Annotated in this window: 21 protein-coding genes; 9 read left to right on the top strand and 12 right to left on the bottom strand. The window is 60.1% G+C overall.

Annotated elements, in window-relative coordinates; all coding sequences use genetic code 11:
* Window positions 1–28 precede the first annotated feature (28 nt).
* On the bottom strand, window positions 29–2,170 hold the full coding sequence (locus BN1118_RS04755) for a methyl-accepting chemotaxis protein (RefSeq protein ID WP_043554761.1): 2,142 nt from the start codon (window positions 2,168–2,170) through the stop codon (window positions 29–31).
* Between the two features lie 66 nt (window positions 2,171–2,236).
* Window positions 2,237–3,289 (bottom strand): DNA polymerase IV, encoded by a 1,053-nt coding sequence (dinB, locus tag BN1118_RS04750; protein ID WP_043554760.1) that lies wholly within the window; start codon window positions 3,287–3,289, stop codon window positions 2,237–2,239.
* Window positions 3,290–3,421: 132 nt separating this feature from the next.
* On the opposite strand from dinB, the gene BN1118_RS04745 reads away from it, so the two are divergent.
* A complete protein-coding gene (locus BN1118_RS04745; RefSeq protein ID WP_042867165.1) occupies window positions 3,422–3,640 on the top strand; it encodes a hypothetical protein in 219 nt (72 codons plus the stop codon).
* Between the two features lie 90 nt (window positions 3,641–3,730).
* Here the strand turns inward: BN1118_RS04745 and nqrM are convergent, their stop codons facing one another.
* The 9 genes from nqrM to BN1118_RS04700 all read right to left on the bottom strand — a co-directional run bounded on the left by nqrM (window position 3,731) and on the right by BN1118_RS04700 (window position 11,577).
* On the bottom strand, window positions 3,731–3,955 hold the full coding sequence (gene nqrM / locus BN1118_RS04740; protein WP_042867164.1) for a (Na+)-NQR maturation NqrM: 225 nt from the start codon (window positions 3,953–3,955) through the stop codon (window positions 3,731–3,733).
* A gap of 11 nt (window positions 3,956–3,966) precedes the next feature.
* Entirely contained in the window at window positions 3,967–5,004 is a 1,038-nt protein-coding gene (locus tag BN1118_RS04735; RefSeq protein WP_043554759.1) for an FAD:protein FMN transferase, read from the bottom strand.
* 3 nt (window positions 5,005–5,007) lie between these two features.
* Complete coding sequence (nqrF, locus tag BN1118_RS04730) at window positions 5,008–6,231, bottom strand: NADH:ubiquinone reductase (Na(+)-transporting) subunit F (protein ID WP_043134436.1); 1,224 nt, start codon at window positions 6,229–6,231, stop codon at window positions 5,008–5,010.
* Window positions 6,232–6,248: 17 nt separating this feature from the next.
* Complete coding sequence (nqrE, locus tag BN1118_RS04725; protein WP_005330713.1) at window positions 6,249–6,845, bottom strand: NADH:ubiquinone reductase (Na(+)-transporting) subunit E; 597 nt, start codon at window positions 6,843–6,845, stop codon at window positions 6,249–6,251.
* Between the two features lie 3 nt (window positions 6,846–6,848).
* Window positions 6,849–7,481, bottom strand: a complete 633-nt coding sequence (locus BN1118_RS04720) for an NADH:ubiquinone reductase (Na(+)-transporting) subunit D (protein ID WP_042867161.1) — start codon at window positions 7,479–7,481, stop codon at window positions 6,849–6,851.
* Entirely contained in the window at window positions 7,474–8,262 is a 789-nt protein-coding gene (locus BN1118_RS04715) for a Na(+)-translocating NADH-quinone reductase subunit C (protein WP_043134434.1), read from the bottom strand. The genes BN1118_RS04720 and BN1118_RS04715 overlap by 8 nt, the downstream gene beginning before the upstream one ends.
* Complete coding sequence (locus tag BN1118_RS04710; RefSeq protein WP_043554758.1) at window positions 8,252–9,481, bottom strand: NADH:ubiquinone reductase (Na(+)-transporting) subunit B; 1,230 nt, start codon at window positions 9,479–9,481, stop codon at window positions 8,252–8,254. The genes BN1118_RS04715 and BN1118_RS04710 overlap by 11 nt, the downstream gene beginning before the upstream one ends.
* Window positions 9,482–9,484: 3 nt before the next feature.
* Window positions 9,485–10,828, bottom strand: coding sequence for a Na(+)-translocating NADH-quinone reductase subunit A (locus BN1118_RS04705; RefSeq protein WP_043554757.1), 1,344 nt, complete (start codon window positions 10,826–10,828; stop codon window positions 9,485–9,487).
* 440 nt (window positions 10,829–11,268) lie between these two features.
* Window positions 11,269–11,577: a BolA family protein gene (locus BN1118_RS04700; RefSeq protein ID WP_042867323.1), complete on the bottom strand. Its 309-nt coding sequence runs from the start codon at window positions 11,575–11,577 to the stop codon at window positions 11,269–11,271.
* A 206-nt stretch (window positions 11,578–11,783) separates the two neighbouring features.
* On the opposite strand from BN1118_RS04700, the gene BN1118_RS04695 reads away from it, so the two are divergent.
* From BN1118_RS04695 to BN1118_RS04670, 6 genes are all read left to right on the top strand, one after another.
* Window positions 11,784–12,926: a methyltransferase gene (locus BN1118_RS04695; RefSeq protein ID WP_043554756.1), complete on the top strand. Its 1,143-nt coding sequence runs from the start codon at window positions 11,784–11,786 to the stop codon at window positions 12,924–12,926.
* A 24-nt stretch (window positions 12,927–12,950) separates the two neighbouring features.
* Window positions 12,951–13,523 (top strand): YajG family lipoprotein, encoded by a 573-nt coding sequence (locus BN1118_RS04690; RefSeq protein ID WP_043554755.1) that lies wholly within the window; start codon window positions 12,951–12,953, stop codon window positions 13,521–13,523.
* 14 nt (window positions 13,524–13,537) lie between these two features.
* Complete coding sequence (locus tag BN1118_RS04685; RefSeq protein ID WP_043554754.1) at window positions 13,538–14,089, top strand: peptidylprolyl isomerase; 552 nt, start codon at window positions 13,538–13,540, stop codon at window positions 14,087–14,089.
* A 116-nt stretch (window positions 14,090–14,205) separates the two neighbouring features.
* Complete coding sequence (locus BN1118_RS04680; RefSeq protein ID WP_043554753.1) at window positions 14,206–14,535, top strand: hypothetical protein; 330 nt, start codon at window positions 14,206–14,208, stop codon at window positions 14,533–14,535.
* Window positions 14,536–14,620: 85 nt separating this feature from the next.
* Complete coding sequence (locus BN1118_RS04675; protein ID WP_043554752.1) at window positions 14,621–16,000, top strand: AmpG family muropeptide MFS transporter; 1,380 nt, start codon at window positions 14,621–14,623, stop codon at window positions 15,998–16,000.
* 156 nt (window positions 16,001–16,156) lie between these two features.
* A complete protein-coding gene (locus tag BN1118_RS04670) occupies window positions 16,157–16,999 on the top strand; it encodes a nucleoside-specific channel-forming Tsx family protein (protein WP_043134423.1) in 843 nt (280 codons plus the stop codon).
* A 132-nt stretch (window positions 17,000–17,131) separates the two neighbouring features.
* On the opposite strand, the gene BN1118_RS04665 is transcribed toward BN1118_RS04670, so the two are convergent.
* On the bottom strand, window positions 17,132–17,614 hold the full coding sequence (locus tag BN1118_RS04665) for a YajQ family cyclic di-GMP-binding protein (RefSeq protein ID WP_005311958.1): 483 nt from the start codon (window positions 17,612–17,614) through the stop codon (window positions 17,132–17,134).
* Between the two features lie 201 nt (window positions 17,615–17,815).
* Between BN1118_RS04665 and BN1118_RS04660 the strand changes: the two genes are divergently transcribed.
* Both BN1118_RS04660 and BN1118_RS22205 read left to right on the top strand, forming a co-directional pair.
* A complete protein-coding gene (locus BN1118_RS04660; protein ID WP_043134421.1) occupies window positions 17,816–18,748 on the top strand; it encodes a ketopantoate reductase family protein in 933 nt (310 codons plus the stop codon).
* Between the two features lie 35 nt (window positions 18,749–18,783).
* A partial coding sequence (locus BN1118_RS22205; RefSeq protein ID WP_043554751.1) for a DJ-1/PfpI family protein occupies window positions 18,784–19,097 on the top strand: 314 nt, incomplete at its 3' end.

Raw genomic sequence — 19,097 nt, 5'->3', positions numbered from 1 at the left:
CGGTTGGATGGCGCCTTTTTTCTTATCCCTATACCTTGAACTGTCCCACCAGCTGCTGCTGTTTGTCCGCCAGCGCCGACAACTCGCGCCCGTTTTCGGCGGAGGTCGCCGCCTCGGCCCGTATGGTGTGGCTCACATCGCGAATGTTGCTGACGTTGCGATTGATCTCGTCCGCCACCCCGCTCTGCTCCTGCGCCGCCCGGGCAATCTGCTCGTTCATCTGATGTATGGTCGCCACCGCATGGATGATCTGCTCCAGCACGCTGACCGACAGATCCACCTTTGTCAGCGTCACATCCGCCTGGCTGTGGCCCGTCATGATCGCCTTGACCACGGCCTGGGTACCGGATTGCAACTGCCCTATGAGGGTCTGGATCTCGACGATGGCGTTCTGGGTACGCCCCGCCAGATTGCGCACCTCGTCGGCCACCACGGCGAAGCCACGGCCCTGCTCACCGGCCCGCGCCGCCTCGATGGCCGCGTTCAGCGCCAGCAGGTTGGTCTGCTCGGCTATGCCCTGGATCACCACCAGGATGTCGTTGATGTTCTCGCTGTTGGCGGAGAGCCGCTCCACCACCGGCTTGGCGTCGCTGATCACCGCCATCAGCTTGCGCATCGCCTCCTGGGTATCGGCCACCACGTACTTGCCCTCCTGCGCCGAGGTATCGGCCTGGTTGGCTGCCGCCACCGCCGAGTTGGCGTTGCCCGCCACCTGCAGCGCGGTGGCGCTCAGCTCTTCGAAGGCGGTCGCCACCAGATCCACCTCCTGATACTGGGCCTGCATGCCGGCGCTGGTGCGCTCGGCAACCTGGGCCGCCTGCTCAGCACTGGCGCGGGTGCCGGCGACCGTGTCTATCACCTGACTGATGGTGGTCTGCAACTTGTTGAGGAAGCTGTTGAACCACTTGGCCAGCTCGCCTATCTCGTCATCGCGATGCAAGTCGATGCGCTGGGTCAGATCCCCCTCCCCGGTGGCTATGTCCTTGAGGCGGGCCACCACGGCGCGGATGGGCGCCACTATCTGATGAGCCATCAGCCAGATGCAGAACAGCCCGATCGCCGAGATCACGCCGCCTATCACCAGCTGGGTGACCACGCTGCGATTGGCCTGGCTGGAGAGATCCTCTTGCAGCTGACGGGCCGAGGCCAGCACCACGCTGCGGGGCAGCTCGATATAGATGCCCCATGTCTGCGCCGTGCCGCGCATCCTGACCGGCACGAAGGTTTGCAGCAAAGAACCGTCCGGGCTCCAGCGGGTCATGGTCTGCCCCTGGCCGAGCCAGCCGGTCAGATCACCGGCCAGCGCCTGGTATTGCTGGCCGAGCGGGCTGCCCAAGGTCACGTCAAAGCCATCCACCCCGGCGGCGCGCCCTTCGTGACTGACCAGCAGCACCTTGCCCTGACCGTCGTAGAGCGCCTTATCCATCTCCTTGACCAGGTTTTGCAAGGTGGCCAACGAGATATCGACCCCGACCATGCCGAGCAGGGTCTCCTGCTCCAGCAGGGGAACTGTCACCGAGGTCATCAGCACCTTCTGCGACCCCACATCGTCGAGATAAGGTTCGAGCAGACAGAGCGCCTTGCTGCGGATGCTGCAGCGATACCATTCGTTCTCCACCCCGCCGGCCGCCGTCGGACTCTCGTCCGCCAGCACGGATTCGTTTTGCACCTCGGGTTCTATCTTGCCGTCGACCCGGGCCCAATAGGTGGAGAAGCGCCCCTTGTCGTTGGCCCCAAGCGCACTGGAGCCATGGTAGTTGCTGTCCTCCCCGTCGAGCTGATCCGGCTCGAACACCGCATAGACACCGAGCAGATTGGCCGAGGAGGCCGCTGCATCGTGCAGTTGCTGATTGACGGCGCCACGCAGCGTCTCGGAGGAGCCGAAGTTGTCGGCCGCATTCTTGCGCTGGAACAGGATCCCCTGTGCCAGCAGGGTGGTGCGGAAATAGGCCTCGTCCAGATAACTGGTGACCTTGGCCGCCTGCTCGGATCCCATCGCCTTCATCCAGTTTTCGGCCGAACGCTGCGCCTCCTCCGTGGTGGAGGTCAGTACCTGATCCTGCATCCGGGCGGCGCTATAGAGAGAAGAGGCGACCAGGGCACCGGCACTGGCCAACAAACAACAACCGGCGATCAGGGTAATGCGCCCCTGAACAGAAAGAGAACTCATGCCACCATTCCTAGCTCATACAGATGTGATCAGTTTATCGGGTTTGGAAACAAAAACTTAACCTTATCAGGCGAAATCCAGGCTGAGCTGGTTAACTTCTCCGTCACGGGGCAGCCCGACCACCAGCCCGAGCAGGCGAATGGGCTTGCCCTGTGCCCGCAGCAGCCCCTCATGGAGCAGATCGTGAAACAGCTCGGGCTGATAGCCGCCACGGCGATAGACTGTGGTCTGCTGAAAATCAGCAAACTTGAGCTTGATCCCCTGCCCCATCAGCGCCTCTGCCGGGCAAGCCTTGGCAAAGCGCTGCTCCAGCTCGGGAATGAGCCGGCTCAGCACCTGCCAGCAGGCGGCCTCATCCAGCACGTCGCTGGCCAGGGTTGTCTCGACGCCTATGGTCTTGCGCACCCGCTGGGCCTGCACGGGCTGATCGTCATGGCCCCAGATCCGCCCCGTCAGCATCTCTCCCAGCTTGCCGAATCGGGCGATCAGCTCCTCGCTGCTGAGCACTCTCGCATCCTCGCAGGAGTAAAGCCCCTGGGACTCCAGCCGATCGGCCGTCTTGCGCCCAATCCCCGGCAGCTTGGCCAACGGCAGCTGGCGCACGAACTCATCCACCTCATTCGGCTTTATCACGAACAGGCCGTCGGGCTTGCGCTGCTCCGAGGCCAGCTTGGCCAGAAACTTGTTCGGTGCCACCCCGGCCGAGGCGGTCAACCCGAGCTCGGCCACTATGGCGGCGCGGATCTCGGCCGCCATCAGGGTGGCACTGCCGCCACAGCAGGGGCTGTCGGTGACGTCGAGATAGGCTTCGTCGAGGGAAAGCGGCTCCACCAGCTCGGTGTAGCGCAGGAAGATGGCGCGCAGCTGGCGGGAGATCTCCTTGTAGAGCGCCATCCGGCCGGGAATGAGCACCAGCGGCGGGCAGAGCTTCTTGGCCAGGCCGCTCGGCATGGCGGAACGCACCCCGAAACGGCGCGCCACATAGTTGCAGGTCGAGATGACGCCGCGCCTGTCTGCCGAGCCGCCGATGGCCAGCGGCACCTCGCGCAGGGCCGGGTTGTCCCGCATCTCTACCGCCGCGTAGAAACAGTCCATGTCGATGTGAATGATTTTGCGCATACCACTGTACGGATAAACAGGTAACCTGCCTATGCTAACCCAGCGCTGCCGTTTCTGCCATCGGCATGAAACGACGAACAGGCATAGACTCTTAAGGCACCATTCACCACCCCATGGATCAAGGAGGACGAGATGAAAGCACTCTGGCTGGGATTAGGGCTGGGATTCTGCCTGCTGCCGCAGCCTGGCAGCAGCAAGGACAACCCGACTGCCGAATGCAGCTGGCTGTATGACCGCATAGCGGCACTGGAAAAGGCCATCAAGCAGGGCGATGAGCTGGGCACACGGGAAGAACTGGCGCGCTGGCAGGCCGAGTTCAACAAGAAAGCCTGTCATCAATACGACTACTGAGCACACCGCCATAAAAAAGCGGGCTGACCACAAGGTCAGCCCGCCTGTTATCCAGCATGGGTCCGAATACGACTTCGGCCCCAGACCCGCTCAGATGATCCGGTTGTCGATCAGCATCTTGCGACGGGCCTCTTCCTTGGCCATCTTCTTCTTGCGGTTGTCACAGGGCTCCGGACAATCGCACTCTTTCTCGATGCCGATCGTGCCCAGCCCACCGCAGGAACCTGAGATGGTCTTCTTCTGGAAGATGTAACCTATGGCCATGGCCACCACGACCGCCAGAAACACCCCGAAGGTGATCAAGAAAATCTGCATGCTACTGCCTCTTACTTTCTAACCAGATACTGTTTGAAGGCATCTGAATACGCCTCTTCAAAGCCATCGGCCGTCTTGGTGATCACGAAGATAGCCAGCCCGCGCTCCTTGGCATAGGCCAGGCTCTTCTCGGGCCCGAGCACCATGAACACGGTCGCCAGCCCGTCTGCCGTCATGCAGGATGGGTGGATCACTGTCACCGACACCATGCGATGCTGGATGGGCTTGCCCGTCATGGGATCTATGGTGTGGGAGAAGCGCTGGCCGTCCATCTCGTAATAGTTGCGGTATTCACCCGAGGTGGCAACCCCGTTGTCACCGGCCACTATCACTTCCTGCACCGAGCCGGCATTGGCGGTCGGCTTCTCGATGGCCACGCGCCAGGGGTGACCCTTGCCGTTGACGCCATTGATGCGCAGCTCACCGCCGATCTCCACCAGATAGTTGTGAGACCCCATGGCTTCCAGATACTCGGCCACCTTGTCCACCCCAAAGCCCTTGGCGATGGCGGAGAGATCCACGTAGAGATCCGGAATGTCCTTTTGCAAGGTATCGGCATCGGCGGAGGTGATCACGTGCAGATTGCCCAGACCTGTCTTCTGGCGGGTCTGGGTGATCAGCTCCTCGGACGGGATCTTGGTCGGACGTGCATCCGGCCCGAAACCCCACAGATTGACCAGGGGACCGACGGTCACGTCCAGCGCGCCGCGGCTCTCCCGGCCCAGATGCAGGGATTCAGTCACCACACGCGCGGTATCGCGAGAGACCACCACTGGGGTCGAGCTGCGGTGCTGGTTGAAGCGCGACAGCTCGGAGTCGGGACGATAGGTCGACATCTGGTCGTTGACCCGCTCCAGCAGGACATCGACCTCGGCCTGGAACTTGGCCGGATCCGTGATGACGTTGTCCGCCACCTTGATGGAGTAGTAGGTACCCATGGTGCTGCCGGTGATGTGGATCTCCGGCTTGGATTGGACCGTTTCCTGACCGCACCCAGTCAAGAAAAAGGCTAGCCCGAAGGCTAGCCAGGTCTTTACAACACTGTGCATTGATTAACCACCAAAGTCATCCAGCAAGATGTTTTCGTCTTCAACACCGAGGTTTTTCAGCATGTTGATGACGGCAGCGTTCATGACGGGAGGCCCGCACATGTAAAATTCACAATCTTCCGGCGCCTCGTGGTTCTTGAGATAGTTCTCGAACAAGACGTTGTGGATGAAGCCTGTGTAACCATCCCAGTTGTCTTCCGGTTGCGGATCGGACAGGGCGACATGCCACTGGAAGTTGTCGTTCTCGGCGGCCAGCATGTCGAAGTCTTCGACATAGAACATCTCGCGCTTGGAACGGGCACCGTACCAGAAGCTCATCTTGCGATGGGTCTTCAGGCGACGCAGCTGGTCGAAGATATGGGAGCGCATCGGCGCCATACCCGCACCACCACCGATGAACACCATCTCGGCGTCTGTGTCCTTGGCGAAGAACTCGCCAAACGGACCCGAGATGGTCACCTTGTCGCCAGCCTTGAGGCTGAAGATATAGGAGGACATCTGGCCGGGAGGCGCAGTCCAGTTGCTGGGCGGCGGGGTCGCGATCCGCACGTTCAGCATGATGATGCCGAACTCTTCCGGATAGTTGGCCATGGAATAAGCACGAATGATCGGCTCGTTAACCTTGGATTCCAGTTCGAAGATCTTGAAGCGATCCCAGTCCCCGCGATACTCCTCGGGAATATCGAAGTGCTTGTACTGCACATGGTGGGCAGGGGCCTCGATCTGGATATAACCACCGGCGCGGAACGGGACGCTCTCGCCATCGGGGATCTGCAGCTTGAGCTCCTTGATGAAGGTGGCCTTGTTGTCATTGGAGATGACGGTACAGTCCCACTTCTTCACCCCGAAGATCTCTTCCGGCAGCTCGATGTCCATGTCGCCACGCACCGTGACCTGACAGGCCAGACGCTCGCCATGACGGGCCTCGCCCTTGCTGATGTGATCCAGCTCGGTCGGCAGAATATCGCCGCCGCCGGCTTTCACCCGCACCTTGCACTGACCACAGGAGCCACCGCCGCCACAGGCGGAGGAGACGAAGATACCGCTGCCGGCCAGCACGCCGAGCAGCTTGCCACCCGCCGGGCTGGTGACAGCCTTGGCCGGATCGCCGTTGATGCTGATTGTCACGTCACCTGCGGTCACCAGCTTGGACTTGGCGAACAGAATGACTGCTACCAGGGCCAGCAGGATCACGGTGAACATGACCACACCCAGAATAATTTCCATCTATATTTCCTTTCCGATTACAGGGAAATACCAGAGAAGGACATGAAGCCCAGCGCCATCAGACCCGCGGTGATGAAGGTGATGCCCAGACCACGCAGGCCTTCCGGTACATCGGAGTACTTCATCTTCTCGCGGATCCCTGCCATCGCGACTATGGCCAGCATCCAGCCTGCACCCGACCCCACGCCATAGACCACGGACTCCACGAAGTTGTAGTCACGCTGCACCATGAAGGAGACGCCACCGAAGATGGCGCAGTTCACCGTGATGAGCGGCAGGAAGATGCCGAGCGCGTTGTAGAGCGCCGGGAAATACTTGTCCAGCGCCATTTCCAGGATCTGCACCAGGGCCGCAATCACACCGATGAAGGTGATGAAGCTCAGGAAGCTAAGATCCAGGCCGGAGACCAGGGCGCCATCTTTGAGGACGTAGTTGTAGATCAGGTTGTTGGCCGGAACGGCAACGGTCTGAACCACGATAACGGCAATCCCCAGACCCATGGCGGTCTTGACCTTCTTGGACACAGCCAGGAAGGTACACATCCCCAGGAAGAAGGAGAGGGCCAGGTTTTCGATGAAAATCGAACGAATCAACAGACTCAGATAGTGTTCCATACCTTAATCCTTCGCCTCCACCTGCTTGGGATCCCTGGTGCGAACGCCCCAGATGATCAGACCAATGATGAAGAACGCACTCGGCGGCAGCAGCAACAGGCCGTTAGGCACGTACCAGCCACCATTGTTCACCAGCGGCAGCAGCTCGATACCGAACCAGGTACCCGAGCCCAGGATCTCGCGCACTGTCGCCACGACCAGCAGCACGGCGCCATAGCCCAGACCGTTGCCGATACCGTCCAGGAAAGAGGGCAGCGGGGCGCTCTTCATGGCATAGGCTTCGGCACGACCCATCACGATGCAGTTGGTGATGATCAGACCCACGAATACCGACAGTTGCTTGGAGATGTCATAGGCATAGGCCTTGAGCACCTGGTCAACCACGATAACCAGCGAGGCAATCACCGCCATCTGGGCGATGATCCGCACGCTGTTCGGGATCTGGTTGCGGATCAGGGAGATGAACAGGTTGGAGAAGGCGGTGACCGCGGTCACCGCCAGCGTCATCACGAACGCCGTCTTCATCTGGCTGGTAACGGCCAGCGCGGAACAGACACCCAGCACCTGCAGTGCGATGGGGTTGTTGCCGAGCACAGGCGTCAACAGCAACTTCTTCATTTCGCTCTTGTCAGCCATTGTTGATTTCTCCTGCACGAATCTTGGCCAGGAAAGGACCGAAGCCCTTGGGTCCCATCCAGAAGTCGAACGTGTGCTGTACACCGTTACCTGTCAGGGTGGCACCGGACAGGCCATCGATCTCATGCTCGGAACCTGCCGGAGCATGGCCCTTGATGACGCGCAACGCCGGCATGCCGTCCTGATCGAACAGCTTCTTGCCGATGAACAGACCTTGCCAGGCCGGGTTCTCGATCTCGCCGCCCAGACCCGGGGTTTCACCGTGGTCATAGTAGGTGATGCCCTTGATGGTCTGACCGTCAGCCGCCACGGCGACGAAGGCATACATGGTGGACCACAGACCCTGGCCGTAGATCGGCAGGATAATGTTGTCGACCTTGCCCTCGGCATCTTTGGCGAAGAACACCGGGATCAGTCTGGAGATTTGACGCAGACCGGCCTTGTCGTCGGCAGATGCCAGACGAATGCTCTTGGCCGGGTCTTTGGCTGCCAGCTTGGTGTCGAAGTTGTCGGCATCGCCGTCAACAAACTCACCCGTGGTCAGGTCCACCAGACGCGCTTCAATCTTGTCGCCGTACAGCTGGGCCAGGTCACGCTTGGCCACGCTGCTGACATCGACACCGGCGACGGACAGAATATTGCTTTGCTTGTCCAGCGCCTTGTTTTCCAGCTGAGCCGGACGCAGCCCCACGGCAGCCACTGAGACCACGATGGAACAGACCAGACACAGACCGGTTACAACCGTCAGGGTGCCGACAGTAGAGTCTTTATTAAACGCCACGAGCGATCCTCCGCTTGATGTTCGCCTGCGCCACGAAATGGTCAAACAAGGGGGCAAACAGGTTGGCAAACAGAATGGCCAGCATCATGCCTTCCGGGAACGCGGGGTTCACGACACGGATCAGCACCACCATGACGCCGATCAGGGCGCCATACCACCACTTGCCCTTGTTGGTAAAGGCGGCGGAAACCGGATCGGTCGCCATGAAGGCCATGCCAAAGGCGAAGCCGCCCAGCACCAGATGCCAGTGCCACGGCATGTTGAACATGGGGTTGGTGTCTGAACCAATGACGTTGAACAGCAGGGAGGTGGCGACCATGCCGATCATCACACCGGCGATGATGCGCCAGGAGGCGATCCGCATGTAGACGATCATGGCGGCACCGATGAGGATCATCAGGGTGGAGACTTCACCGATGGAACCCGGCAGGTTGCCGAGGAAGGCATCCATCCAGCTGATGGCCTGACCGGTGGCACCGTTGATCAGCGCCATCTGGCCGCCCTGGGCCCACTGGCTCAGCGCGGTCGCGCCCGAGTAGCCGTCAACGGCAACCCAGACGGCATCACCGGAGATCTGACCCGGGTAGGCGAAGAACAGGAACGCACGACCCGCCAGGGCCGGGTTCAGGAAGTTCTTGCCGGTACCACCGAACACTTCCTTGGCCAGCACCACACCGAAGGTGATGCCCAGCGCGGCTTGCCACAGGGGCAGCTCGGGCGGCACTATCAGGGCGAACAGGATGGAGGTCACGAAGAAGCCTTCGTTGATCTCGTGCTTGCGCACCATGGCGAACAGCACTTCCCAGAAACCACCGACCAGGAACACGGTCAGGTAGATGGGCAGGAAGTGAGTGGCACCGATCAGCATCTTGCTGCCGATACCGGCCACGGCCGGATCCAGCGAGGCACCCAGCAGTTGCGCCAGCGCATATTGCCAGGTGTCGGCGCCGGCAGCCGTGCCCAGATGGGCAATGGCGGCAATCGCCTGATTGCCGACGTTGAACATGCCCCAGAACATGGCCGGGAACACGGCCAGCCACACCATGATCATCATGCGTTTCAGATCGATCGCATCACGGACGTGGGCAGCATTGCGGGTCACGGACCCGGGGGTATAAAACAGGGTGTACGCCGCCTCGAACAGGGCATAGTACTTGGAGTACTTGCCGCCCGGCTCGAAGTGATGTTCCATATTTTCAAGAAGTTGCTTGAAACTCATCGCTTAACCTTCCAGTTCTATCTTGGTCAGGCACTCACGCAAGACTGGGCCGTATTCTGTCTTGCCAGGGCAGACGAAGGTACAGAGCGCCAAATCTTCCTCATCCAGCTCCAGACAACCGAGCGCCTGGGCGCTGTCGATGTCACCGGAGACCAGATCCCGCAGCAGCAGGGTCGGCAGGATGTCGAGCGGCATCACGCGCTCATAGTTGCCGATAGGCACCATGGAGCGATCACTACCGTTGGTGGTGGTAGTAAAGTTGATGAGTTTGCCCTTCATCAGATGAGAGAGGGTGGTACGGGTGATGGAGAACTTGCTGGCGCTGGGATTGACCCAACCCAGGAACTCTTTCTCACGTCCCTCGCCCAGCACGCTCACCTGATTGTGGTAACGACCCAGGTAGTCATGCACCCCTTCGGCCTTGGCACCACTCAGGATGGAACCGGAGATGACGCGGTTTTCATCCGCACGCAGCTCGTTGTTGGTCAGCTGGCTGATGCAGGCGCCCATGCGGGTGCGCAGCAGGCGTGGCTTGACCACGTTCGGACCGGCCAGGGAGATCACCTTGTCGGTAAAGATCTGGCCTGTGGTGAACAGCTTGCCGTAAGCGATGACATCCTGATAGTTGATGTACCACTGCACCTTCTTGGCGCTGACCGGATCCAGGAAGTGGATATGGGTACCAGGCAGACCGGCAGGGTGCGGGCCGACGAACACTTCCTCTTTGACTTGCGCCAGGGAAGCGTGCGGCAGGCTGGCCTCGCCCTTGCAGACATGGACGGCGCCATCGGTCAGGCGAGTCAATACCGCCAGACCATCGAGGAAAGCCTGAGCCTGTTCCTTGATGATGAGGTCGCTATTGGCGGCCAGCGGGTTGGTGTCCATCGCAGTGACGAAGATGGCGCGCGGGGTTGAGCCGACGGCCGGCACCTTGCTGAATGGGCGGGTACGCAACGCAGTCCATTGGCCTGACGCGACCAGGATCTCTTGCACCTTGCTGCGCGCGAGCTGTGCGAGCTCGGCAGACGCAAAGTGTTCAAAGGTCACCTGCTCGTCGGACCCATCGAGTTCGATGACGACAGATTGCAGAATGCGCTTGGCACCCCGGTTGATCTCAGAAACCACACCGGTGGCGGGGGCCGTGAATTTAACGCCGGGATTCTTCTTATCTTCGAAGAGCTCCTGACCTTTAATGACGCGATCACCTACTTTGACGAACATAGTAGGTCGCATCCCCACGAACTCTTCGCCGAGTGTAGCAACACGGGTGATGGCCGGGCCATCGTAGATTACTTGCTCCGGAGCACCCAGCACGGGGATGTCCAGTCCTCTTTTAATTGTAATCATACTCACTTGCACTACCGTTAAGGGAAGACAGGTTGGTTAGCGCCGAGAAATACATCACGACGAGTTGTTGAATGAGCCCGTTCATGTTGCGAAAAAATGTCGAAGAAACAAACAAATCAGCAACATACAGGGTCATTCAAAAGCGCCTGAGTTTAGCACTTATGGCAAGTTTACTGCCATGCAAAATGGGGAAAATCCCCGCTCTATCACAAAATCATCGAAATTTAATCACGCCGATTTCTTCACTAAACCTCAGGATTTGCCTCGAGTTAGCCATTAATACCCCAAAATAGGTAATGGCGTTTATGTTCAAAAATAGATTAGAAATTTTGATGTCTTGGCGGGAGAGCGACGCCACGAGCCAGGACTCGGGGCGCCGCCAAAAAACGTTTATTAATTGTTAACTAATCGAGGATTGAGTAATCAACTCGTCAATAGCCTTAGGCCGGGCCATTCTTGCTGACGCAACTCGGGGTCGTCGGCGCCTGTTCCCGTTGCTGCCACTCCTGCTCCGTATAGGTATGCAGCGCCAGTGCATGAATGGCACCCGCCAGCTCGTCGGCCAGCACCCCATTGACCTGGCGATGGCGGGCCAGCAGTCGCTGGCCCTCGAAGGCCTGACTCACCACCACCACCTTGAAATGGCTCTCTGAGCCCGGCGCAACCCTGTGCATGTAGCTTTCGTTGATCACCTCCAGGTGGCTGGGGGACAAGGCAGCGGCCAGCTTGGCCTCGATCTGTTGTTGCATGGTCACGAGCAAAACTCCCAAAATGGATGTCCGGCCATTGTAGCCAGGGTTGGCGGTATGACGAAATCGTCCGGCACGGGAAAAGGAGCGCGGTTTTGCCCCTCACCCGGTGCCGCCGGGCTGGTGAAATTCTCCGCCCCCGCTAGAATAGCGCCACTTTGCGCCCCGCTGGCGCCTGTTTTATGAATCATCTGGACGCTTCGCTTATGCAAACCCTTCTCGACACGGCTCATTGTCGTCTGACCCTGTATCGCTATCCACGCCAGAGCCAGGATCCGTTGCAGGCCTGGGATGCGGCAGACGAGTACCTGATCAATACCCTGGCAGAGGCGCCACTCGAGCAGACCGGCCCCGTCATCATCATGAATGACGGCTTCGGGGCCCTGGCCGCCTACCTGCACGGCCATGCCCCTGTCTGTGTGAGCGACTCCCATATCAGCGAGCGGGCCACCCTGGCCAACCTCGCGGAGAACGGGCTGGATCCCCATGCCATCACGCTGCAGGATGCGCTGGCGCCATTGCCTGCAGCCCCCGTGCTGGTGGTGATCAAGGTCTCCAAGTATCAGGCGCTGCTGGAACAGCAACTGCTGGCCCTGCGCCTGGTGGCAACCCCGGCCACCCGCATCCTCGCCGCCGGCAAGGCCAAGGACATTCACAGCTCCACTCTGGCGCTGTTTGAAAAATACCTGGGGCCGACCCGCACCTCGCTGGCCTGGAAGAAGGCACGCCTCATTCATTGCACCCCGGCCGCTACGCCCGCCGAACGCCCCGTGCTGGCCAATCCCTTTCCCACGGTCTGGCCGCTGGAGGGCACCGACATGCTCATCCACAACCATGCCAATGTGTTTTCGCGCACTAGCCTGGATATAGGCGCCCGCTTTATGCTGGACAACCTGCCGGTGCACAGTGCGCGCAAGGTGATCGATCTGGGTTGCGGCAACGGTGTACTAGGGCTGGCGCTGCTGGCGCGGGATGCCGAGGTGGAGGTGACCTTCATCGACGAATCCCACATGGCGGTCGCCTCGGCGCTGCTCAACGTCGAACACAATCTGCCGGATGCCCTGCCCCGCGCCCGCTTCATGGTCAACAACTGTCTCGATGGGGTGGAAGTCGGCTCGGCGGATCGGATCCTCTGCAACCCGCCCTTCCATCAGTTGCAGGCGATCACCGATCATATCGCCTGGCAGATGTTCAGCGATGCCCACCGGGTGTTGCCCCAGGGGGGCGAACTCTGGATAGTAGGCAACCGTCACCTGGATTATCACAACAAACTCAAGCGCCTGTTTGCCAATGCACAAGTCGTTGCGTCGAACAGCAAATTCGTTATTTTGAAAGCCATCAAACGCTAAACAGAAAGCTAAAGGAAACCCATGATGAAAAAGTCACTCTTGCTGCTGGCCGCCCTGACGCTGGGTGGTTGTGCGACTCACTGGCCGGAAACCGCCCTGCTCAACCCGCAGGTTATTCCTTCCAATCAGCAGTACTACTCGGGCAACCGCATCACCCTGGAAGGGGTCGACAAGCGTGAAGCCGCCTACGTCTTCTCCATCAAGAAGAAAGAGAAGGCCGCCGTGCTGGTCAACAGCGAGCAGCAGCTCAACAACCTGCTGGCCGAGAAACTGGCCGAAGGCCTGCGCAGCCAGGGGCTGGAAGTGGGCAACAGCGGTACCACCAACCTGACCCTGGCCATCTCCAGCGCCGCGGTCACGGTGGAAGAGAAAACCTTCACCTATGTCACCAAGTCCCGCGTCAGCCTGCAGGTGATGGCCGACTTCCAGGGCAGCAAGCTGACCAAGCAGTTCAACATGTCCTCCAGCAAGGAAGGTCCGGGTGAACCGACCATGGCCGAGCTGGAATCCATCCTGAACCAGCAGCTGGGCAGCCTGCTGCAACAGATCATGGCGGACAATGCCCTGCGTGGTTATCTCAAGGGTCAGCCGAGCTGAGCGAGGAGAGTCAAATGAAAAAACTCTGGTTACTGGCCATGCTGATCGCCCCGCTGGCGTTCGCCGGCCCCAAGGTCAGGATGGAGACCAACCACGGCAACATAGTGGTGGAGCTGGCCTCCAAGCAGGCGCCGCAGACGGTGAAAAACTTCCTGCGCTACGTGGCGGACGGCAGCTATGACGGCAGCCTGTTCCACCGGGTGATCCAGGACTTCGTAGTGCAGGGGGGCGGCTATAACCAGCAGTTCCAGCAACTGCCGACCCTGGATCCCGTGGTCAACGAGTCCAAGGGAGGCTTGCCCAACAAGCGTGGCAGCATCGCCATGGCCCGCACCCAGGCCGTGGACAGCGCCACCCGCCAGTTCTACTTCAACCTGACCGACAACAACAACCTCAACGCCAATGCCGGCGCCGGTTATACCGTGTTCGGCCAGGTGGTGCAGGGCATGGAAGTGCTGGACAAGCTGGCCCAGGTGCAGACGGGTTACAGCTCCACCCTGCGCGCCAACGACGTGCCCACCAGCCCCATCATCCTGAAGAAGGTGGTGTTGCTGGCGGAGAAATAACGCGGGCCGGATCACATTCCGCCGCGTCTTTGCCCGGGTCACCGGCGCCCCTTTCTATACTCTGGCCTTGCCCCATGTTCCCGGGGTATGGCCCACATGAGGAGAAGGAGGTTCCGGTGACCTGCAACGAGTACCTAGCCCAACACACAGTCCCGCTGGCCCAGGCGGTTCGTCATTTTCTGGCACGAGAAATCCCCTATCAGCAGTTGGAAGACTTGAGCTGGCAGCTCCTCTCCCACTGGCAAGACTTGCCCCATATACCCGCAGACAAACAACCGGCCACCGACCGGGAAGGGGTGTTCTGGCACCTGCTGCACAGCCTGCATCAGTGGGATGAGCAGCAGATCATCGCCGACGTCTGGCTGCGCCTGCAGCTGATGGAATGCGCCAACTATCTGACCACCGAGGGCCCCTGCCCGCGCCACTGCATGGGTTCGCGCCCCTGAATCCAGACCCGCCACGCTCGGCTTGCCTTGGCTATCCCCCTCGAACCTGACAAAATGGCGCAATTTTCCCAGAGGAGTCAGGTATTTGAACACTGTCCGCACACCGAGCTGGCGAGACTCGCTCGCCGTCTACCTTGAGACTCGGGTCCTCATACTGTTTGCCATGGGTTTCTCGTCCGGCCTGCCTCTGCTGCTGGTGTTTGGCACCCTCTCGTTCTGGCTGCGCGAGGCCGATGTCAGCCTGACCGACATCGGCTACATGAGCTGGGTGGCGCTGGCCTATGGCTTCAAATGGCTGTGGTCGCCGCTGGTTGACCGGATGCCGCTGCCGCTGCTCTCCCGCTGGCTGGGGCGGCGCCGCAGCTGGATGCTGCTCTCCCAGCTGCTGATTGCCCTCTCGCTGGTGGGCATGGCCTATTGCGATCCCAAGACCCAGCTCGCCCAGCTCGCCCTGTTTGCCCTGCTGGTGGCGTTTTGCTCCGCGACGCAGGACATAGTCATCGACGCCTATCGCATCGAGTCGGCGCCGGAGCGGTTGCAGGCGGCCATGGCGGCCTCCTACATGACGGGTTACCGGCTGGCGATGATCATGGCCGGCGCGGGGGCACTGGCACTGGCGGCCTGGCTCGGCAGCAACAGCGGCTATGACTACCGTGGCTGGCAACTCACCTATCTGCTGATGGCGGGGCTCATGTCCCTCGGCGTCATCACCACCCTGATCTGCCACGAACCGGACATAGATCTCGCCGGTCAGAACGATCAGCAGGAGGCGCGCAAGGCGCTGCTGCTCTCCCGTGGCTGGCCCACCTCGCTGGCCGGCATCGGCGCCTGGATCTACGAGGCCATCTGGTGTCCGTTTGCCGATTTCTTCCGCCGTTACGGCGGCTCGGCCATGCTGATCCTGGGGCTCATCGCCTGTTATCGCATCTCGGATGTGGTGATGGGGGTGATGTCCAACAGCTTCTACGTGGACCTGCAGTTCAGCAAGACGGAAGTGGCCACCATCACCAAGGTGTATGGCGTCATCATGACGCTGGTGGGGGCCGCCCTGGGGGGCGTGCTGGTGATGCGCTTTGGCACCCTGCGCATCCTGTTCCTCGGCGCCCTGCTCACCGCCAGCACCAATCTGCTGTTCGCCCTGCTCAACGAAGTGGGCCACAACCTGGAGCTGCTGACCCTGATCATCTCGGTCGACAACCTCAGCGCCGGCATAGCGACGGCCGCCTTCGTGACCTATCTGTCGAGCCTGACCAACGTGGCCTTCTCCGCCACCCAGTACGCCCTGTTCAGCTCCGTCATGCTGCTGATGCCCAAGCTGCTGGCAGGTTTTTCCGGGCGTTTCGTCGAACAGTTCGGCTACAGCACCTTCTTTGTCGGCACCAGCCTGCTCGGCATTCCGGTGTTGATCCTGATCGTGCTGGTTGCCAAACGAGGAAGAGACTTGCTCTTGCAACAGGATAAATAGCAAGCGTTTGCGTGAAATTGGGGGTGATTAGATTCACACTTCCGAATAAAGTTCCCCGGCTCTTGTTTCTCCGATGAATTTATTTGGCTAGAATCCCTTCCGCTCCTTGTGGGCAGGCTACGGAAAACCTCAACTAACGCACAAGAGACCAATAAAATGGCCAAATTTACCAAGACTCTGATCGCTGCCGGTCTGCTGGCTGCTGCCGCCACCCCGGCCTTCGCTGCTGACTACAGCGGTGACATCCACAAGAACGATTACAAGTGGATGCAGTTCAACGTCATGCATACCATCGACCAACGTCCTTTCACCACTGGTGCAGAAGATTACAACGACACCTACTTCGAAATGGAATTTGGCGGTCGTTCCGGTCTGTTTGACCTGTACGGTTACGTCGATGTGTTCGACATCTTCGATTCCCGTCACAGCGACAAGCACAAGGGTCAGAACCTCTTCATGAAGTTTGCGCCGCGTATGTCTCTGGATGCGCTGACTGGTAAAGATCTCTCCTTCGGCCCGGTGCAAGAGGTGTACATCGCCTCCCTGAACAACATCGGCGACAACCAGATGGAAAACATGATCGGTCTGGGTGCTGACGTACAGGTGCCTTGGTTCGGTAAAGTGGGTATGAACCTGTATGCCCGCCACGCCACCGAAAACCAGTTCTTCACCGAAGAAGAAGGTGAGTGGAACGGTTACTGGTTCGCCATGAACTGGTTCAAGCCTTTCTACACCTTCAGCAACGGCAGCTTCGTCTCCTACCAGGGCTACCTGGATTACGCCTTCGATCTGGACACCCACGACCGTGCCGACCGTACCAGCGACAACCTGGCGACCTTCCACGGTATCTACTGGCACTCTGACCGCTACGCTGTCGGTTACGGCCTGAAGTACTTCATGGATGCCTACGGCACCAAAGATGGCTCTACCGCCTACGACGGTACCCCCTGGAAGAGCTCTGGCTTCAGCCACTACTTCTCCGTTACCTACAAGTTCTGATAGAACGGGTAATGCGGATACAAAAAACCGGAGCAGCTGCTCCGGTTTTTTTATGGCTCTGTCATCGAACCTTTTACTGTCGCACCGCGTGGCGGTCGCACAAGGGGGAAGGCCGAACCCTCCCGCCCGTCATCAATCGCGGAAATTCTGGAACTGCATCGGCTGACCCAGCTCGGCACCACGTACCAGCGCCATGGCCTCCTGCAAATCGTCACGCTTCTTGCCGGTGACGCGCACTTCATCACCCTGAATGGCAACCTGCACCTTGATCTTGGAATCCTTGATCAGCTTCACCAGCTTCTTGGCGATCTCTTTCTCGATCCCCTGCTTGAACTTGACGTTCAGGTGGAAACGCTTGCCGGAGTGAACGCTGTCGCCCACGTCCATTGAGCTGTTCTCGATGTTGCGCTTGAGCAGGGCTGCGCGCAGGATCTCGACCATTTGCTTGAGCTGGAAGTCGGCATCGGCCTCCAGCTTCACTTCTTCCTTGTTCAGCTCGAAGCTGGCTTCAACACCACGAAAATCGAAACGGGTCGCCAGTTCACGATTGGCGTTATCGACGGCGTTCAACACCTCGTTCATTTTGACTTCAGAGACAATATCGAATGACGGCATGTCAGGGCTCCTCATGTTGCGCTATAAGGGGGCAAATCTACCAGAAAACCGGCAAATTTGCTGATTTCGATGGGGTTGCTCTGCTAGAATCCCCTGCGCACAGGAATGGCGAGACCCGTTAGTGTCCGCCACGCGACATCTTCACTTATCCCCGGCGGGCGGTTGACCGGAATGCAACCCCTACCTTGATTGAGTCTCTCCATGCCAAGCGGATTACAGAGTTCCCGACTGCCCTCCTCCCCCCAATGGTCACTGCTGGGCTGCGGCGCCCTGGGTGGCGTCTTCGCCTCCCTGCTGACTCTAAGCGGTCAACCTACCCGCGTCTTGCTGCGCGATCGTCACCGTTCGACCCTGCATCCCGGGATCGACTTCACCTCGCTGGAGGGCCATACCCAGCTGATCGCCATCGAACGCGGTTTCATCAGCCAGCCCGGCCAGATCAAGCGTCTGCTGGTGATGACCAAGGCTGGTCAGGTGGTGTCGGCCCTGACGCCGCTGGTGGGCAAGCTGGCGGCAGGCGTGCCCATAGTGCTGCTGCACAACGGCATGGGCATAGCCGAGCAGGTGGTCCAGCTGTTCCCCCATAACCCTGTCATCGCGGGTGTCACCAGCCATGGCGCCATGCAAAGCGGCCACTTCGTGTTCCGCCATACCGGCAAGGGTGAAACCTGGCTCGGCCCGGTCAATGAGGCTGCCAAGGCCCATGCCGCCCTGGCGGACGACCTCGGTGCCGCCCTCGGTCAGGCCGGTTGGGATGAGCAGATCCTGGCTCGCCAGTGGCAAAAACTCGCCATCAACTGCGCCATCAATCCGCTGACCGCGCTCTATAAACTCAAGAATGGTGAGCTGGCCGGCCCCCGCTTCGCCGATGTCCTGCAACAGATCTGCGTGGAAGTGGCGGACGTGATGCAGGCCGAAGGCCAGCCCACCAGCAGCGATGAGCTGCTGCGCCGCGCCATGACGGTGGTGGAGCTCACTGCCGACAATTACTCTTCCATGTATCAGGACATGGAGCTGGGCCGGGAGACCGAGATCGAGGCCATCACCGGCTTCCTGCTGGCCAGGGCCGCCCGGCACGGCATCGCGGTGCCGGTCAATCAGGGCCTCTATCAGGCCATCAAAGAGAAGAGCTGAGCCCGGCGAGATCGCGGGCAACTAAGGAGTGCAGTATGACAGTGCTGGTATTGGTAGCCCCGGGCTCGGAAGAGATAGAGACGGTCGCCATCGTCGACACCCTGGTGCGCGCCCGCATCGAGGTGCTGCTCGCCTCCTGCTGTCCGGCCGGTCTGCGCCAGATCCGCGCCTCCCGCGGGGTGCAGCTGGTCGCTGACTATCATATCGACGAGCTGGCCAGCCGTGACTTCGAAGCCATAGTCGTGCCGGGCGGTTTGCCCGGCAGCGAAGCGATCCGCGATACGCCGCTCGCCATCGACCTGCTCAGGGAGCAGGCGGCGCTCGGCCGCTGGCGGGCGGCCATTTGCGC

This window comes from Aeromonas bestiarum (assembly GCF_000819745.1).
GTDB classification, from domain to species: Bacteria; Pseudomonadota; Gammaproteobacteria; order Enterobacterales; family Aeromonadaceae; genus Aeromonas; species Aeromonas bestiarum.
Note: the sequence above shows the minus strand (reverse complement) of the source record. Positions and strands in the feature narration are given on the sequence as shown.

Bases quoted from the DNA above. Each gene is read 5' to 3' on its own strand.
- BN1118_RS04755 (WP_043554761.1), bottom strand. From the start codon at position 2,170: ATGAGTTCTCTTTCTGTTCAGGGGCGCATTACCCTGATCGCCGGTTGT.
- dinB (WP_043554760.1), bottom strand. From the start codon at position 3,289: ATGCGCAAAATCATTCACATCGACATGGACTGTTTCTACGCGGCGGTA.
- BN1118_RS04745 (WP_042867165.1), top strand. From the start codon at position 3,422: ATGAAAGCACTCTGGCTGGGATTAGGGCTGGGATTCTGCCTGCTGCCG.
- nqrM (WP_042867164.1), bottom strand. From the start codon at position 3,955: ATGCAGATTTTCTTGATCACCTTCGGGGTGTTTCTGGCGGTCGTGGTG.
- BN1118_RS04735 (WP_043554759.1), bottom strand. From the start codon at position 5,004: ATGCACAGTGTTGTAAAGACCTGGCTAGCCTTCGGGCTAGCCTTTTTC.
- nqrF (WP_043134436.1), bottom strand. From the start codon at position 6,231: ATGGAAATTATTCTGGGTGTGGTCATGTTCACCGTGATCCTGCTGGCC.
- nqrE (WP_005330713.1), bottom strand. From the start codon at position 6,845: ATGGAACACTATCTGAGTCTGTTGATTCGTTCGATTTTCATCGAAAAC.
- BN1118_RS04720 (WP_042867161.1), bottom strand. From the start codon at position 7,481: ATGGCTGACAAGAGCGAAATGAAGAAGTTGCTGTTGACGCCTGTGCTC.
- BN1118_RS04710 (WP_043554758.1), bottom strand. From the start codon at position 9,481: ATGAGTTTCAAGCAACTTCTTGAAAATATGGAACATCACTTCGAGCCG.
- BN1118_RS04705 (WP_043554757.1), bottom strand. From the start codon at position 10,828: ATGATTACAATTAAAAGAGGACTGGACATCCCCGTGCTGGGTGCTCCG.
- BN1118_RS04700 (WP_042867323.1), bottom strand. From the start codon at position 11,577: ATGCAACAACAGATCGAGGCCAAGCTGGCCGCTGCCTTGTCCCCCAGC.
- BN1118_RS04695 (WP_043554756.1), top strand. From the start codon at position 11,784: ATGCAAACCCTTCTCGACACGGCTCATTGTCGTCTGACCCTGTATCGC.
- BN1118_RS04690 (WP_043554755.1), top strand. From the start codon at position 12,951: ATGAAAAAGTCACTCTTGCTGCTGGCCGCCCTGACGCTGGGTGGTTGT.
- BN1118_RS04685 (WP_043554754.1), top strand. From the start codon at position 13,538: ATGAAAAAACTCTGGTTACTGGCCATGCTGATCGCCCCGCTGGCGTTC.
- BN1118_RS04670 (WP_043134423.1), top strand. From the start codon at position 16,157: ATGGCCAAATTTACCAAGACTCTGATCGCTGCCGGTCTGCTGGCTGCT.
- BN1118_RS04665 (WP_005311958.1), bottom strand. From the start codon at position 17,614: ATGCCGTCATTCGATATTGTCTCTGAAGTCAAAATGAACGAGGTGTTG.
- BN1118_RS04660 (WP_043134421.1), top strand. From the start codon at position 17,816: ATGCCAAGCGGATTACAGAGTTCCCGACTGCCCTCCTCCCCCCAATGG.